The sequence below is a fragment of the Paenibacillus sp. D2_2 genome, assembly GCF_031199965.1.
Lineage (GTDB): Bacteria > Bacillota > Bacilli > Paenibacillales > Paenibacillaceae > Fontibacillus.
This window is the reverse complement of sequence record NZ_CP133605.1, coordinates 962,501-977,561: the sequence shown is the minus strand read 5'-3', so window position 1 is coordinate 977,561 and position 15,061 is coordinate 962,501. Positions and strand designations below refer to the sequence as shown.

9 protein-coding genes, 15 tRNA genes, 2 rRNA genes and 4 pseudogenes (1 of these 30 only partly in view) are annotated in these 15,061 nt (G+C 46.2%); 3 read left to right on the top strand and 27 right to left on the bottom strand.

Going from position 1 to position 15,061, the window contains the following annotated elements; genetic code table 11:
* Positions 1-14 precede the first annotated feature (14 nt).
* From RE628_RS04750 to RE628_RS04725, 6 genes and pseudogenes are all read right to left on the bottom strand, one after another.
* Positions 15-170, bottom strand: a complete 156-nt coding sequence (locus RE628_RS04750) for a hypothetical protein (RefSeq protein WP_309157642.1) — start codon at positions 168-170, stop codon at positions 15-17.
* Positions 167-973: an ABC transporter permease subunit gene (locus RE628_RS04745; RefSeq protein WP_309157641.1), complete on the bottom strand. Its 807-nt coding sequence runs from the start codon at positions 971-973 to the stop codon at positions 167-169. The genes RE628_RS04750 and RE628_RS04745 overlap by 4 nt, the downstream gene beginning before the upstream one ends.
* A 198-nt stretch (positions 974-1,171) precedes the next feature.
* Positions 1,172-1,591, bottom strand: a complete 420-nt coding sequence (locus tag RE628_RS04740) for an iron chaperone (protein ID WP_309157640.1) — start codon at positions 1,589-1,591, stop codon at positions 1,172-1,174.
* Positions 1,592-1,686: 95 nt separating this feature from the next.
* Positions 1,687-2,539 (bottom strand): annotated as a pseudogene (locus RE628_RS04735) (formylglycine-generating enzyme family protein).
* Between the two features lie 172 nt (positions 2,540-2,711).
* A pseudogene (locus RE628_RS04730) lies at positions 2,712-3,346 on the bottom strand (glycoside hydrolase family 11 protein).
* 293 nt (positions 3,347-3,639) lie between these two features.
* Positions 3,640-4,584: a helix-turn-helix domain-containing protein gene (locus RE628_RS04725; RefSeq protein WP_309157639.1), complete on the bottom strand. Its 945-nt coding sequence runs from the start codon at positions 4,582-4,584 to the stop codon at positions 3,640-3,642.
* Positions 4,585-4,781: 197 nt separating this feature from the next.
* Between RE628_RS04725 and RE628_RS04720 the strand changes: the two genes are divergently transcribed.
* Entirely contained in the window at positions 4,782-5,294 is a 513-nt protein-coding gene (locus RE628_RS04720; RefSeq protein ID WP_309157638.1) for a sulfatase-like hydrolase/transferase, read from the top strand.
* Positions 5,228-6,139 (top strand): annotated as a pseudogene (locus RE628_RS04715) (sulfatase-like hydrolase/transferase); the annotation flags it as partial. The gene RE628_RS04720 and the pseudogene RE628_RS04715, both read left to right, overlap by 67 nt.
* Positions 6,140-6,274: 135 nt before the next feature.
* Here the strand turns inward: RE628_RS04715 and RE628_RS04710 are convergent.
* The 4 genes from RE628_RS04710 to RE628_RS04695 all read right to left on the bottom strand — a co-directional run bounded on the left by RE628_RS04710 (position 6,275) and on the right by RE628_RS04695 (position 6,616).
* Positions 6,275-6,345, bottom strand: a tRNA-Gly gene (locus RE628_RS04710).
* A gap of 6 nt (positions 6,346-6,351) precedes the next feature.
* Positions 6,352-6,428 (bottom strand) — tRNA-Pro (locus RE628_RS04705).
* A 27-nt stretch (positions 6,429-6,455) separates the two neighbouring features.
* Positions 6,456-6,532 (bottom strand) — tRNA-Arg (locus RE628_RS04700).
* A gap of 9 nt (positions 6,533-6,541) precedes the next feature.
* Positions 6,542-6,616, bottom strand: a tRNA-Gly gene (locus RE628_RS04695).
* 171 nt (positions 6,617-6,787) lie between these two features.
* On the opposite strand from RE628_RS04695, the gene RE628_RS04690 reads away from it, so the two are divergent.
* Positions 6,788-8,386 carry a bifunctional metallophosphatase/5'-nucleotidase gene (locus RE628_RS04690; protein WP_309157637.1) on the top strand — a complete coding sequence of 533 codons (1,599 nt, stop codon included), beginning with the start codon at positions 6,788-6,790 and terminating at the stop codon, positions 8,384-8,386.
* Positions 8,387-8,461: 75 nt separating this feature from the next.
* Here RE628_RS04690 and phnE (RE628_RS04685) read toward each other — a convergent pair.
* The 17 genes and pseudogenes from phnE (RE628_RS04685) to RE628_RS04605 all read right to left on the bottom strand — a co-directional run.
* Positions 8,462-9,270: pseudogene (gene phnE / locus RE628_RS04685) on the bottom strand (phosphonate ABC transporter, permease protein PhnE).
* A 15-nt stretch (positions 9,271-9,285) separates the two neighbouring features.
* Entirely contained in the window at positions 9,286-10,101 is an 816-nt protein-coding gene (gene phnE / locus RE628_RS04680; RefSeq protein WP_309157636.1) for a phosphonate ABC transporter, permease protein PhnE, read from the bottom strand.
* A complete protein-coding gene (phnC, locus tag RE628_RS04675; RefSeq protein WP_309157635.1) occupies positions 10,094-10,876 on the bottom strand; it encodes a phosphonate ABC transporter ATP-binding protein in 783 nt (260 codons plus the stop codon). Before phnC ends, phnE (RE628_RS04680) begins: the two co-directional genes overlap by 8 nt.
* Positions 10,877-10,974: 98 nt before the next feature.
* Positions 10,975-12,042: a phosphate/phosphite/phosphonate ABC transporter substrate-binding protein gene (locus RE628_RS04670; RefSeq protein WP_375143042.1), complete on the bottom strand. Its 1,068-nt coding sequence runs from the start codon at positions 12,040-12,042 to the stop codon at positions 10,975-10,977.
* Between the two features lie 379 nt (positions 12,043-12,421).
* Positions 12,422-12,505 (bottom strand) — tRNA-Leu (locus RE628_RS04665).
* Positions 12,506-12,536: 31 nt separating this feature from the next.
* Positions 12,537-12,612: transfer RNA gene (locus RE628_RS04660), tRNA-Lys, on the bottom strand.
* Between the two features lie 7 nt (positions 12,613-12,619).
* Positions 12,620-12,694 (bottom strand) — tRNA-Gln (locus RE628_RS04655).
* 22 nt (positions 12,695-12,716) lie between these two features.
* Positions 12,717-12,792, bottom strand: a tRNA-His gene (locus RE628_RS04650).
* Positions 12,793-12,830: 38 nt separating this feature from the next.
* A tRNA-Met gene (locus RE628_RS04645) sits at positions 12,831-12,903 on the bottom strand.
* A 17-nt stretch (positions 12,904-12,920) separates the two neighbouring features.
* Positions 12,921-12,996: transfer RNA gene (locus RE628_RS04640), tRNA-Val, on the bottom strand.
* A gap of 147 nt (positions 12,997-13,143) precedes the next feature.
* Positions 13,144-13,217 (bottom strand) — tRNA-Glu (locus RE628_RS04635).
* A gap of 32 nt (positions 13,218-13,249) precedes the next feature.
* Positions 13,250-13,341 (bottom strand) — tRNA-Ser (locus RE628_RS04630).
* Positions 13,342-13,412: 71 nt separating this feature from the next.
* A tRNA-Asn gene (locus RE628_RS04625) sits at positions 13,413-13,485 on the bottom strand.
* A gap of 4 nt (positions 13,486-13,489) precedes the next feature.
* Positions 13,490-13,565: transfer RNA gene (locus RE628_RS04620), tRNA-Ala, on the bottom strand.
* A 48-nt stretch (positions 13,566-13,613) separates the two neighbouring features.
* Positions 13,614-13,690, bottom strand: a tRNA-Ile gene (locus RE628_RS04615).
* A 72-nt stretch (positions 13,691-13,762) separates the two neighbouring features.
* Positions 13,763-13,879, bottom strand: a 5S ribosomal RNA gene (gene rrf, locus RE628_RS04610).
* Positions 13,880-13,978: 99 nt separating this feature from the next.
* Positions 13,979-15,061: ribosomal RNA gene (locus tag RE628_RS04605) — 23S ribosomal RNA — on the bottom strand; it runs 1,846 nt beyond the window's last position.

Genomic DNA, 15,061 nt, shown 5'->3' with positions numbered 1-15,061 from the left:
TCTACGAGGGGACGCTAATATAAGCTCGTATTTGTTAATTTACGACTAATAGCATTTGCACCGCTGAATAACCCAAACGATAACAAGGATAAGATTAACCCCGCGGCAATCGCATATGAGAAGCGCCCTTGAGACAGCCCCATATTGACGATATAAGTCTCCAAAATCATCGAATTATCATAATTGAGCGTATTCCCAAAGAGTAGAGATTGCTGCAGATTGGATCCGGAAAGCCCCCGTAAATCATGCTGCCAATACTTAAAATAACTACAATCATAATAGTTGGTTTAATCGAAGGAATCGTAATGCTAATGATCCTTCGGATCCGGCTTGCTCCATCCACCACAGCAGATTCATATTGTTCGACGGGAATCGCCGCAATAGCAGCGAGATAAATAATCGCCCACCATCCGGTCTCTTTCCAGGTATCTATAATTGCCATCCAAAGCCAAAAGCCTCCAGGAGAATTCAAATGAGATTGAGGTTCATAGATAATGCCAAACGACATCAATACATGGTTGACAATGCCATCAGTACTTAACCACATAATGAACAGACCTGCTACGACCACCCACGAGATAAAATGCGGAAGATAACTCGCTGTCTGGACAATTTTTTTCAAGGTTACATTTTTTATTTCATTCAGCATTAAAGCGAACAAGATTGGCATGACAATGGCAAAACCCGTCTTTGTTAAACTTAATCCGAACATATTTCTTACCGACTTCCAAAATAGCTCATCCTGAAACAACTCTTTAAAATGCGCAAATCCAACAAATGGGCTCTTCAAAATACCTAGGAATGGATTGTACTCAAAAAAAGCCGCAAAAAGTCCGGCCATCGGAATATAGCAAAAAATAAACAACCAGATTAGGCCGGGGATGACCATCAATTGAAGATACTTTTGCTGCCTCAGCGACTTTCCGATATCTATAAGTTTCGTTTTTCCAAGCGTGCCTGCTTTCTTTGACATGATAGCTCCCTTTCTTCTTCATGGTGTAAGGCTCGGCCGATGAACCTACTACGCTTTTAATTATAGAGAGGAGAGAAATGCTGAAACACAGACAATATATATTTTAGGTGCATTATTTATAGGTCAGGCTAAAAAGACAAGCGAACACCTCTCTTACAACGCAAAAAAAACCGCCATTCTTACCTGCTTATCGCAGGATTAAATGGCAGCTTCGGCTGCGGAGACATTATTTTTCTTCTGCTTCGCCTTACGTTCTGCTTTGGCCATATTCTCGGCCACTCTGAACTTCACGATTTTGGTGATCAAGTCATAGGGGATTGGCTGGCCGAGTGGAAACTGGATCGTTCCCTTGCCTGCTTTATACGGGGCTAGCTCTTGCTCAAATTCATCAATCCCGCTAGGTGCAGGATAGAAGCCAATATGTTTCTTGAAAGCTGCAAAATGGACTACATTGCCCTGTTGTGCAAATGTCGGCATCTGATAGCTAATCTTCTCCACTGCATCAGGTGCTGCTTCGCGGATAACCTTACGGATCCTCTCGAGAATCTCTTGAATGTCCGGCGGGAATATGGAAATATAATGGTCGATCGATTCATAGGTTACCTTGCTTGTGTCCATAGTAGCTCCCTCTTCATCATTTTCTCCCCATATTATAACATCAATGCTTGTCCATATCCGCCCATGCATAACTTCTCTACACTGACTTATTCAGTCTACTCGCTGCGAACCACACGAAAACCTTGGTCAGGGCCAAGGCCACTTCCCTCGAACTTACCGCGAAAAGCGATCTCACCGTTGCTAACATCGCCAATCCAGCCGCCACCCTTTACAACACGAAAAGAACCGCTGTTACTGTCAAGGTCTTCCCCGTACCAGTTCCAGCACCATTCCCTTACATTACCCGACATATCGTAAAGCCCCAATTCATTGGCTTTCTTTGAACCAACGGATCGGGTTCGATTTTTGTTGTTCTCTAATAAAGGCCAGTTCCAATCCCCTGATAAGTATTTATCACCAGCGTTGCGCCAATACCATGCGACATCATCTGCTTTATCGCCTCCGCTGTAGGTGTAATTCTTGCTCATTCGACCTCCACTAGCCGCATATTCCCACTCCGCTTCTGTAGGCAATCGGTAGCCATTGGCTCCATCATTGATCGTTACTACCCATTTTATATTATCGTATTCACTCAGATTGTTCGGATCTTGTTTGTTCTGATTAATATTGTAATACGGAGCTAGTCCTTCTTTAATACTCCTTTGATTACAGTACTCAACAGCGTCATACCAAGTTATCGTCTCTACCTGGCAAGTCGTCTCCCTGAAATCCCGAAGGATTAAACCCCATGACCTCGGTCCACTCTTTTTGAGTAACCTCATATTTGCTGATATAAAAATTTGCTATTGTTACACTTTTTCCATAGTAGTTGGATTTCTTGTTCGTAAAAGCCCCGCCCTCCACAAATACCAAGCTATTGGTAGTGTCTTTCTTTGCAGCCTTCTCTTGTGTACAAGCGCTGACTACTAATACTATTGCTACTAAAAGGAAAGTGAATAATTTTCTCATCGATATATCTCCTTTAACAGGTGGAAAAGTTATAATCCGTGGACATTTACAGAAGATAATAAGTATGTAAGGCCGCCGGTTTTGGAACTGGCAGGCCTTTAGCGATATTCAATAATCCAGAGACTTGCTCAATACTAGCACCATCAATCGTCTTTCTTGCACAATCAATCTATTACCACACCGTTACGTTAGAGCTTCCGCTACTTTGATATCCCTCTGTTGCTAATACTTGATAAGACCAGCTGCTTCCCAGGTTCATTCCATAATTCTTCCATGCATTAACGTGGTTACTAAAAGTGATAGCGACATTGCTTCCGGTTGCTCTCTTCGACTGCCTTACACTCCAGTACTGTTGGAAAGTTTGTGTGCCATCAATGGAAGGTGCATTGGTGCGTGTAGTTTGATATACGTCATAAGTGCCACCATCACTCGACACGGTGCCTTTATATGTTCCAGTAGGGCGGTACGTTCCCCAGCTATCAACTACGTAATATTCGATGAGTGAGTTTCTTGTCCACCCATAGAGCGTCAAATAGCCATTACCATTTGGTGCCCAGACTCCAGCATTGTAGTTGATCGTTCTGGATGCTGTTCCAGTACCCAGCCTTTACCTACAACGAAATTACCGCAGTTTGTCCAGTTTACACTGTAATTGCCACCAGAACCATTGACCGCGTTTACGGTACCGCCACCATCGGTCCAATTTTGCCAATAATCTGTTGCTGCACTAGAGGTAACTGCGAACATACTAAAGCTCATCGCTACTGTAAGAAATGCTGTTAAAACCTTCTTATTAAACTTGAACATAGAGAACCTCCTCAAATATTTAGTTGTAGCTAGGCCCTACATACTACCCTACATCCTTCTGTCATTTGTGTAACATGCTGCACATAACTTTTCTTGTTTTTTCTTCCTTAAAATTCTAATTAGCACCTCCCTAATTGTAAATTATAGGAATAAAGCGTTTGCATAACAACTTAACAAACTAAAGGTTTATCCGTCTTTTTTTTGAATATTTTAAAATGTAGAACACTCCAAAATACAAAAAGCCACCCTATAAAGGGCGGCTTTACATCTATGGATAAGAATAGATTTACAATTCAATCGAATACTCGATACTCTCCCTTATACTTCTTACGATATTCCGAGGGTGACATCCCCTCTGCCCGGTGAAATGCCCGCGTAAAATGATGCTGATCATCAAACCCGAGCCTCCCGGCGATTTCCTTTATCGAATCCGAAGTTAACAATAGCAACTCCTGTGCTTCCTGCAGACGAATCCTAGCTACATATTTCATAGGGGATAAGCCTAACTCCTTCTGAAACAAAAAACGAAGATGCTCCTTGCTAAGCGAAACTAGTCGAGCTAGTTCCTCCAATGACAGGCGCTCGTGCAGATTTTCTTTAATGTAATCGCAAACGTCGTAGACCCGGGTATCATAAGTCACTGGCTTCTCCAATAGCTCGCCCTGCAGCGATTCAAACAGCCGGTGGATCCACAAGTTACCTAAGGAACGAATCTTAAGATATTGAATCGTTTGTTTCGTATCGAATACAAAAACCGGATATTCATCTTTCGTAGTTCTTTTACGCTCCGAGGTTTTGATATCATTCTCGTTAAATTCGCGGAGCAGACGATGAAAATTTTCCGAGAGTTCGAACCACAAATCGATCAGTTCCTCGTAAGCACGATGGTCGACCAGCGTCGTATGGTAAGGGAAACGGTATAATCGCAAAAGGTCGAAAGCCCCGACTTTGGCTTCACAAGCCAGCGATAGATAATGAAACGGTTCCTCGTCTCCAAGTGAGATCCATTTATGGAAAGATTGCGCCGGAAGCGCAACCATATCGTATTTTTTCACTTCATACACATCCCTGTTGAATTGCATTCTAGCACTCCCTGACAGTACCAGCCAGAACGTATTGTAGGGAAAGGTCCCTTCGCCCAAATGTTCTAGGCTGTGACGTTTCCATTCCTTCATCCAGCGAATGTTGATGTGTAGTTGGTCCAGAGAACTGCGGTTGCTCATTTCCATCTGCCGCATCTGCGTACCCCCTTGTTAATGTCCTATTAACGATTTTTTCTACGAAATAAAGTAATATCCCTCCATCCGAAGCGAAGGGCCATCTGCATTTTTGAAACATATTCCCTGTCTATGGTACATACTGATGCTCAGCGACGTGTTAGTGTTGGAGTTAGGGCTATATTATTTTTTGGGATCAACTAAAGGAGACATTTCAGATGAGTAATCAATATAACACAGAAATCAAACGATCTAACGTCATTTGGATTTTCGGCGATCAACACCGTGCGCAAGCATTAGGCTGCAGCGAAGATCCAAACGTCAACACGCCGAATATCGATAATCTGGCAGCTTCCGGGGTGCATTTCACTCAAGCGGTCGCTGGGATCCCCTTATGCTGCCCATGCCGTGGATCACTCTTAACCGGGCTGTATCCACATCTAGCGGTACCCGGCCATGAATACAGGCTTCCACCGGAACAGCCGACAATCGCGCATGTTATGAATGAAGCGGGATACAAGACGGCGTATTTCGGCAAATGGCATCTCGATGGGTTCAAAGAGGATAATGGTAGAGCGGCCTTTCATATTATTCCCCGGAGCGGCGCGGCGGCTTCAGCCACTGGGTCGGCTATGAGAACAATAACAGCCAGTGGGACTGTTGGGTTCACGGCGGCGAAGGCGAGGATGCATTCCATTACCGCCTGCCCGGCTACGAGACGGACGAGATGACCAAGCTGTTTGTCGATTATTTGCGGGAGCGGGGAAAGGAACAGACAGAGTACAAACAAGTTCAGCCGTTCTTCGCCGTATTGTCGGTGCAGCCGCCACATGATCCTTACATCGCTCCGGAATCGTTCCGTCAGCGGCACAACGCCGCCAACGTTAAGCTTAGGCCTAACGTTCCGGCGATTCCCCACATCGAGCAACAGGCCCGTAAGGATCTGGCTGGGTATTATTCGATGATTGAGAACTGGGATTGGAACATTGGACAGATCATGATGGCGCTGCAGGAAAGTGGACTCGCACAGGATACCCATATCATGTTCTTCAGCGATCATGGTGATATGCACGGCTCCCACGGTCAATTCCGTAAAACGTCACCCTGGGAGGAAGCGATCCGTGTACCGATGGTGATCAGCGGGGAGCAACCGTTCTACGGTCGCCAGACAGGAGTATCGGATGTGCCGTTTAACCACGTCGATGTTGCCCCTACCACGCTCGGCTTATGCGGAATCTCCAAACCGGACTGGATGCAGGGTACGGATCTCTCTTCTTTACGTCTGGGCGGCTCACCTTCCGAATTACCGGATTCCGCTTATTTGCAACTGGTCGTACCTACCGGCCATGGTCACAGTATAGATCGGGCATGGCGTGGCATCGTCACGACGGATGGTTGGAAATACGTGTGTCTGGAGAATACGCCATGGCTAATGTTCAACCTGAACGAAGACCCCTACGAGCAAGTTAACTTAGCTTACAATTCGTTGTACAGCCGCGAGCGTAAACGTCTTAACGACCGCTTGCGGCAGTGGGTTGTGGATACAGGAGATGAGTTCACGCTGCCGACGATTTGATACTCTGGTCACGTATCACGTGCAGCAGCCCTGATTGGGCTGCTGCAACAGATCAACGCATGAACAAACGTGTGTCAAAATTAAACAAACAAAAAAACCTTGCGGCGCAAGGTTTTTTTGTTTGTCTTATAGCGAAGCGGGTGATGGGAATCGAACCCACGCTACCAGCTTGGAAGGCTGGAGTTCTACCATTGAACTACACCCGCAAATGATGGTCGGGATGACACGATTTGAACATGCGACCCCCTGGTCCCAAACCAGGTGCTCTACCAAGCTGAGCTACATCCCGAGAAAAATTTGCTGCTATTTGATTAAATGGCGCGCCCTAAGAGATTCGAACTCCTGACCTTTTGATTCGTAGTCAAACGCTCTATCCAGCTGAGCTAAGGGCGCATATTTAGATGGAGCGGACGACGGGAATCGAACCCGCGACCCTCGCCTTGGCAAGGCGATGCTCTACCGCTGAGCCACGTCCGCATATCAATAAAGTAAGCAATTCCGCTTTTTAGCGGCAAGAAATATAATACCAGGTATTCCATAGCATTGCAAGCTTTTTTGAAAAATTATCGACCATCCTTTATTTCAATTTGTTATACTATTATAAAGATATTAAGATGTAATTTCATTTACGTAGGGGGAAACATAGAATTGAACTCGCCAGCATCCGTTACAATTACGTTATTAGAAACGAGCGATATACATGGCCACATCTATCCAACTGATTACCGTGGCCCTGGAGACAAGCCGCTTGGACTCGCTAAGCTATCTAGCATCATTCATCAGGAGAGAACCGATAATCCGGCGCTGCTGCTGCTCGACAACGGGGATATTTTACAGGGTACGCCGTTTATGTACCATTACGCCAAATACGATGGAGGCGGTATCCATCCTGCCGCAAGAGCGCTTAATGCACTTCAATACGATGCGGCTGTGTTCGGCAATCACGAATTCAATTACGGGCTGGATTTGTTAGGCCGCGCAGTCGATGCTTCCAATTGTCCATGGTTATCGGCCAATATCGTTAACGAGACGGACGGTCAACCCGCTTTCGGACAGCCTTACAAGATCTTCGACATGCCTGAGGGAATTCGCATTGCCGTCCTTGGCGTAACCACACACTATATTCCAAACTGGGAAGAACCCAATAATATTGCGGGGCTAGCCTTTAAAGATGCACTAGAGACTGCACAGTACTGGGTTAACCAGATTCGTACATCCGAGAGTCCCGATGCCCTTGTCCTCTGCTATCATGGCGGTTTTGAGCGCGATCCGGCCACTGGAGAGCCAACTGAACCACTTACCGGGGAGAACCAAGGTTACGAGATGTGTACGCGTCTGGAAGGCGTAGACGTCCTTCTAACAGGCCATCAGCATCGACTTCTTGCAGGCGAACTAAACGGTGTCGCATTTGCTCAGCCAGGATTCGCTGGTCAATCCATCGCCAAAGTCCAGCTGGAATTCGAACCAACGCAAGATGGCTCCTGGACGATTCGACACAAAACAGCCCAGTTGCTTCACCTGGATAACTCGATAAGTGCGGATGAGGAACTGCTCACCATGTTCGCAGAGGATGAACAGAAGACACAAGCATGGTTGGATCAACCGATTGGTTCAGCCGAGGGAGATATGTCGATACCTGACCCATTCGCGGCGCGGCAGGCTGATCACTCGTTCACGGAGTTCGTTAACCGAGTGCAAATGGAAGTGACCGAAGCCGAAATATCGTGTGCAGCCATTTTCACCAATGAGGCCAGAGGTTTTACCGATCAAATTACGATGCGCGATGTCGTCTCTAACTATATTTATCCTAATACGCTTAAAGTCGTCCGTCTGTCCGGACAAGATATCAGAGAGGCTCTTGAACAGAATGCCCGCTACTTCACTCTAAATGAGCAGACAGGGACACTACAGGTCTCTACATCTTATCTGGAGCCGAAGCCACAGCACTTTAATTACGATATGTGGGAAGGTATTGAGTATGAGCTGGATATTTCGATGCCGGAGGGTAGGCGTGTAACTAAGCTTGAGCAAAATGGCGTACCATTAGATCCCGAAGCTTCCTTCGACGTCGTCATGAACAGCTATCGCTCGGGCGGTGGAGGAAACTTCGACATGATCAAGGACAAGCCGATCGTACGAGAGATTCCGACGGATATGACGGAAATTCTGGCCGACTATATTATGAAGCAGCGTGTCATTCACGCCACCTGCGACCATAACTGGAAAGTCGTCTATCCCGTTAAATAAGCAAAAGAACCTTCAAATCCACTAAAAAGTGGCGTTGAAGGTTCTTTTTTATGATACAGATACGACCTGTCTATCTTAAACTCCCTTAATCAATCTTGCACGGAGCTTATTGGAGATCAATTCGATTAACAATATGAGCACCACGAGGCCGATCAAGATGGAGCCGACCTGGTTCCATTTGTAACTGTTCATGGCATTGAGCAGCGGCGCGCCGATCCCTCCGGCTGCGACCAAGCCAAGAATCGAAGCTTCGCGCATATTCATATCAAACCGATAAATCGTGACCGATAGAAAAATCGATAACAATTGCGGAAGAATACCGTAGCGGATTTTCTCAAAAGTAGTGCAGCCGATGGAAGTCATCGACTCCAGCACCCGCGTATCCAGCTCCTCAATCGCGTCCACGTACAGCTTAGCTAACATCCCAATTGAGGTTATGGCAATCGTCACCACACCCGCAAACGGGCCAGGACCCGTTACACGAATAAACATCAGGCCGTACACGAGCGCCGGAATGGTCCGAATGATGATAAGCAGGAATCTTGTCAGCCAAGACACCGGCTTGGGAACGATATTGGATGCTGCCAAGAAGGCAAGTGGAACGGACAAAACTGCACCAACAATCGTCCCAGAAAAGCTATCGCTAAGGTTTGCAACAGCAAATAGGGTACGCTTTGCTTGGATGCATTAAACAAAAGATCAACATCCGGATGAATGATCCCTTTAAAAATATTAAGCGCAATCTTCATACCGCCTGCGTTCATATCCTTGAAGCTAACAACGGTCATCGACCAAATAAAAAGAATGATGACGATGAACGTAACGGTCAGAATATAACGATGATTGCGCGGTGAAGCCAGAAGCTGCTTCTCTACTGTCGTCATAGCACAAACTTCTCCTTAAATTAGCTTTTTTCTAAAGTGCTCGCTAACCGTTTCGATCAAGTATACGGTAACGACAAGCGCCAGAATAATCATACCTAGGCCAGAATAATCGCGCCAGCCGATATTTTCATTGATTAAAAGTCCTATACCCCCTGCTCCGACGAAACCGAGAATGGCCGCATAACGAACGTTCCCTTCGAAACAAAACAGTGAGGTGGACAGAAAACCTGGGAGCACCTGAGGAAAGATTGCGTAGCGAAAAGCCTGGATTCTGGTCATTCCGATCGATTCCATCGCTTCAAAGGGACCCATATCTGCATTTTCAATTTGCTCGTACAACAATTTTCCTACGTATGAAAGGGTAAATAACAAGATGGCAACGACCCCCGCTGTAGGTCCTAATCCAAATACAAAAGTGGCAATCAAAGCTACCACAAGCGTAGGCAGCGTTCTAAACAAACTAAGAATAACCTTAAAGACAACCCCAACAGTTTTGCTTCGAACAATATTAGCAGACGCTAAAACAGCAAAAGGTATAGACAGCAGCGCCCCGATCATCGAACCAACCAACGACATCTGCAATGTAGATAACAAGGATTTCCATATGGCAGGAAAACTGGACCACTTCGGCGGTACCATTTGAACGATAATATCAAAAAATTTATCAATTCTTTGCACCAAAACCTTTAGACTAAAATCCGTAAAATTCACGGATAGAATCAGCGCAACAATGAGAAGCAACAATACGAGCGGAGTTCGAGATCTTTTCTCCAGCACGGTTTTGCCGTTTGGTAGCACCACTTCTTTAGGGTGGAAAATTTTATCATACATTCGCCGACTTCTCCTCCAATGAGGCTTTTACTTCTTCCATTTTGCCGCCGTAAATATCATCTAAAATTTCCTGTGTAACCTTGCTGGATTCACCGTCAAAAACAACTGCTCCCTTGCGGATTCCGATAATCCGATCGCAATATTCTAGGGCAATCTCCACATGGTGGATGTTCATAATGACGGAAATGTTCATATCTTTATTGATTCTCTTAAAATCGTCCATGACAAGCTTGGATGTCACAGGGTCCAAGGAAGCAATCGGCTCGTCCGCCAAAATGATGTCGGGATTCTGAGCCAGCGTACGTGCCAAAGCAACCCGTTGCTGCTGTCCGCCCGACAGTTGATCTACACGAATGAAAGCTTTGTCCAAGATTCCTACTTTATCGAGTGCTTCCAATGCTTTGATCTTCTGCTCCTTGGTAAATATACCTGTCAGCTTGCGCCACCACGGCAGGTCTGGTACAAAGGACACCATAACATTCTTAATAACGGTTGTTCGGGTCACTAAGTTGAAGGATTGAAATATCATCCCTATTCTTCTGCGAAACTTACGAATTTGCTTTCCTTTCAATTTCGCTACATCGACGTCGTCTACCTTCAATTGACCCTCTGTAATATCATGCATACGGTTGATGCATCGAATCAAAGTTGATTTACCTGCACCGGAAAGACCGATGACCGCGACAAATTCGCCTTGCTCAATTTTCAAATTAATGTTCTGCAAAGCTGTCGTGCCATTGGCATATTTCTTTTCCACATTTTTAAACTCAATCATGGAAATACCCCAATTCTTTAGAGTAGGAAAAGATGAGAGCATCGTATCGGTGCACTCATCTTTTCTTGAAAAGTACAAATTAGCTATCGGACTTGCATTTACTTCTTCAAGCTTCTAACCAGATCTTGAGCTTTTCTCTCACCATCGTAGTCGGCAGATTTTGCATCTTGGTAGCCTTCATGGGTGTAGATCGCAATAACCTTCTTACCTTCTTCTGTTTGCGCGATATCTTTGAATGCTTTTTGAAGAGCGGCTTTGAAGTCGTCGGTCATAATCGGATCGTTCTTGCTGACGCTAATTGTATCGTTATAAATCCCTTGCGTTACGCCAATTACGTTCGTTTCATCCCAAATCGATTTGTCACGGCTGAAATCCGAAGACCATTGCTTCTCAAAATCTCTTCTAGCATCGGCATAGCTAACGAGTACATCCGTTTGACCATTAGCCAGACGCGCAAACGCGCTACCGTAAGAATCTGAGGTTACAACGTGAGACAGATCCGTTAGGCTCTTTTGATAATGATCTTGTAGCCACAAAGTTGGATAGATGTAACCAGCTGGTGAAGAAGTGGACATGATTGACCAGTTTGCGCTGTTCAAATCATCCCAAGTCAATTGTTCGCCATTGTTCACTTTAGCTGCCAGTTCTTGTCCTTTCGCGGAAGGACCAGCAATGAACAGTGCGCGATAATGATTGGTTTGGTCTGCTGTCGGTGCTGTCGGTTTGTTGTCATTCCAATCTTTAGGGTTGTCCGAATCGTTGGACAAACCAGCGCGAGTAGCCGTCAAAATAACGTCTGCGCCGTCATCATACAACACATAAGTACCGCCTGGAATAAATCCGATATCTGTTGAACCAGCCGTCAATGCTTCCCCTACAGCTTCATAGTTCGTTCCGACATCAATACTTACTTTACCCACATCATAGCCTTCAGTAGCCAATTGTTTCTTCAGAAGGTCTTTAAGCGGATCTGTCGCAGTAATAATTTCTCCTGGATCTTTGGACGGAACAAAGCTGATCTTTAGCTCTTTAATTTCTTTAGACCCAGATCCCGCATTTCCGGAATTAGCGGAGTCGCTTTTCGATGAGTTGTTGCTCGAACCGCATCCTGCGAGCAATCCAACAGCCAAAGTAAACACAGCAAGAAGCATCAATTTTTTCTTCACTTTTCTTTAACCCCCATAGAGAAATTAGTTTTGTTTGCAAGCTCGGATATTCCGTATTCTCAAACAATAACCATCATACCAGATTTTTATTAAATGTATGTTAATAAAAATTTATGTAAGCGAATCCAATTGATTATAACATTTATAATAGGGATAATAACAAGTAATTGATGGAAAAAATCCTAAAAAATGCTCTTTTTATTTGAATTTTTTTACTATTTTTATATATTTTACGACTAGATAGTGATATCGTTTATACCTGTAATGATCCAAGAATTTTTGCGTAATGTGAACGGAATAGACGGCACTATGAAAGTCATCATATCCCATAAAAAAAAGCTCTCAAGAATTAACTTGAGAACTTGTCTATTACTTATTATGGTGCGCGTGGAGGGACTTGAACCCCCACGTCAAAGACGCTAGATCCTAAGTCTAGTGCGTCTGCCAATTCCGCCACACGCGCACAATCACACTATATACTCGGATGAGTATACTGGTGAGCCATGAAGGACTCGAACCTTCGACACCCTGATTAAAAGTCAGGTGCTCTACCAACTGAGCTAATGGCTCATATAAATGGCTGGGGATATAGGATTCGAACCTATGAGTGACGGAGTCAAAGTCCGTTGCCTTACCGCTTGGCTAATCCCCAATAACTCATTTTTAAGAATAAATGGGGCGATCGATGGGACTTGAACCCACGAGTGCCGGAGCCACAATCCGGTGCGTTAACCCCTTCGCCACGACCGCCATAATATTGTTAGTTGAGTTGTTAAGATTGAAGCTAATTGCGGGGCAGGATTTGAACCTACGACCTTCGGGTTATGAGCCCGACGAGCTACCGGACTGCTCCACCCCGCGTCAATTATAAGTAAATATGGTGGAGGCTAACGGGATCGAACCGCTGACCCTCTGCTTGTAAGGCAGATGCTCTCCCAGCTGAGCTAAGCCTCCATATTTATGGATCATATAATGAAAGTGGTGACCCGTAGGGATACTCTCACTTCGTTCGAGACTGCGATGTTATTGCTAACGACGCTTATGCTCCGACGATCCCCTCTTAAGGGCTTCTCATCCCCAACTTGAAGCATTAAATGAAAGTGGTGACCCGTAGGGATTCGAACCCCTGTTACCTCCGTGAAAGGGAGGTGTCTTAACCCCTTGACCAACGGGCCATGCAATAAGATGTAACTTGTTAAGAAAATTATGGCGGAGAGAGAGGGATTCGAACCCTCGAGACGCTTGTGACGCCTACACGATTTCCAATCGTGCTCCTTCGGCCAACTCGGACACCTCTCCAAATGGTTTGGGGCCCCCAGAAAGTAATCGGAATATGCTTCAAAGCACATCTTCACCTTTCTGGGACTTGACTCCCCGAACAGGACTCGAACCTGTGACAACTCGATTAACAGTCGAGTGCTCTACCAACTGAGCTATCAGGGAATATTGGTGGAGCCAAGCGGGATCGAACCGCTGACCTCCTGCTTGCAAGGCAGGCGCTCTCCCAGCTGAGCTATGGCCCCATATTTCACCCATAAAACATGAAACAAATCAAATTATATTAACTTAGATGGTGGGCCCTAGTGGACTCGAACCACCGACCTCACCCTTATCAGGGGTGCGCTCTAACCAACTGAGCTAAGGGCCCTCAATGATGTCAGAGATAGCTATGTACCATCTTATCTTACTGAGCGAAAAAAAATCCCCCTAAGGGGTTTCCGCTTGGCGGCTTCCTACTCTCCCAGGACCCTTCGGTCCAAGTACCATCGGCGCTAGAGGGCTTAACGGTCGTGTTCGGGATGGGTACGCGTGGAACCCCTCCGCCATCGCCACCAAACGGGATTTTGTGCTTACTGCTTACACAGCTTGCTTCAAAATCGTTCAGATGTTTGATCACCTGAAAACTGGATACGAAACTACATTTGCATTTTAATATTTGGATAAGCCCTCGACCGATTAGTACCTGTCAGCTCCATACATTGCTGCACTTCCACCTCAGGCCTATCAACCTCGTCGTCTTCAAGGGGTCTTACTAATTGGGAAATCTCATCTTGAGGGGGGCTTCACGCTTAGATGCTTTCAGCGCTTATCCCTTCCGCACTTAGCTACCCAGCTATGCTCCTGGCGGAACAACTGGTACACCAGCGGTGCGTCCATCCCGGTCCTCTCGTACTAAGGACAGCTCCTCTCAAATTTCCTACGCCCACGACAGATAGGGACCGAACTGTCTCACGACGTTCTGAACCCAGCTCGCGTACCGCTTTAATGGGCGAACAGCCCAACCCTTGGGACCTACTTCAGCCCCAGGATGCGATGAGCCGACATCGAGGTGCCAAACCTCCCCGTCGATGTGGACTCTTGGGGGAGATAAGCCTGTTATCCCCAGGGTAGCTTTTATCCGTTGAGCGATGGCCCTTCCATGCGGTACCACCGGATCACTAAGCCCGACTTTCGTCCCTGCTCGACTTGTCAGTCTCGCAGTCAAGCTCCCTTTTGCCTTTGCACTCTTCGAATGATTTCCAACCATTCTGAGGGAACCTTGGGGCGCCTCCGTTACTCTTTAGGAGGCGACCGCCCCAGTCAAACTGCCCGCCTGACACTGTCCCCGTACCGGATTACGGTACCAGGTTAGAACTCCAATACGATCAGGGTGGTATCCCAACGGCGCCTCCACCGAAGCTGGCGCTCCGGCTTCCTAGGCTCCCACCTATCCTGTACAAATCGTATCAAAGTCCAATATCAAGCTGCAGTAAAGCTCCATGGGGTCTTTCCGTCTTGTCGCGGGTAACCTGCATCTTCACAGGTATTAAAATTTCACCGGATCTCTCGTTGAGACAGCGCCCAAGTCGTTACGCCATTCGTGCGGGTCAGAATTTACCTGACAAGGAATTTCGCTACCTTAGGACCGTTATAGTTACGGCCGCCGTTTACTGGGGCTTCGGTTCATAGCTTCGGGTTACCCCTAACCACTCCCCTTAACCTTCCAGCACCGGGCAGGCGTCAGCCCGTATACTTCGCC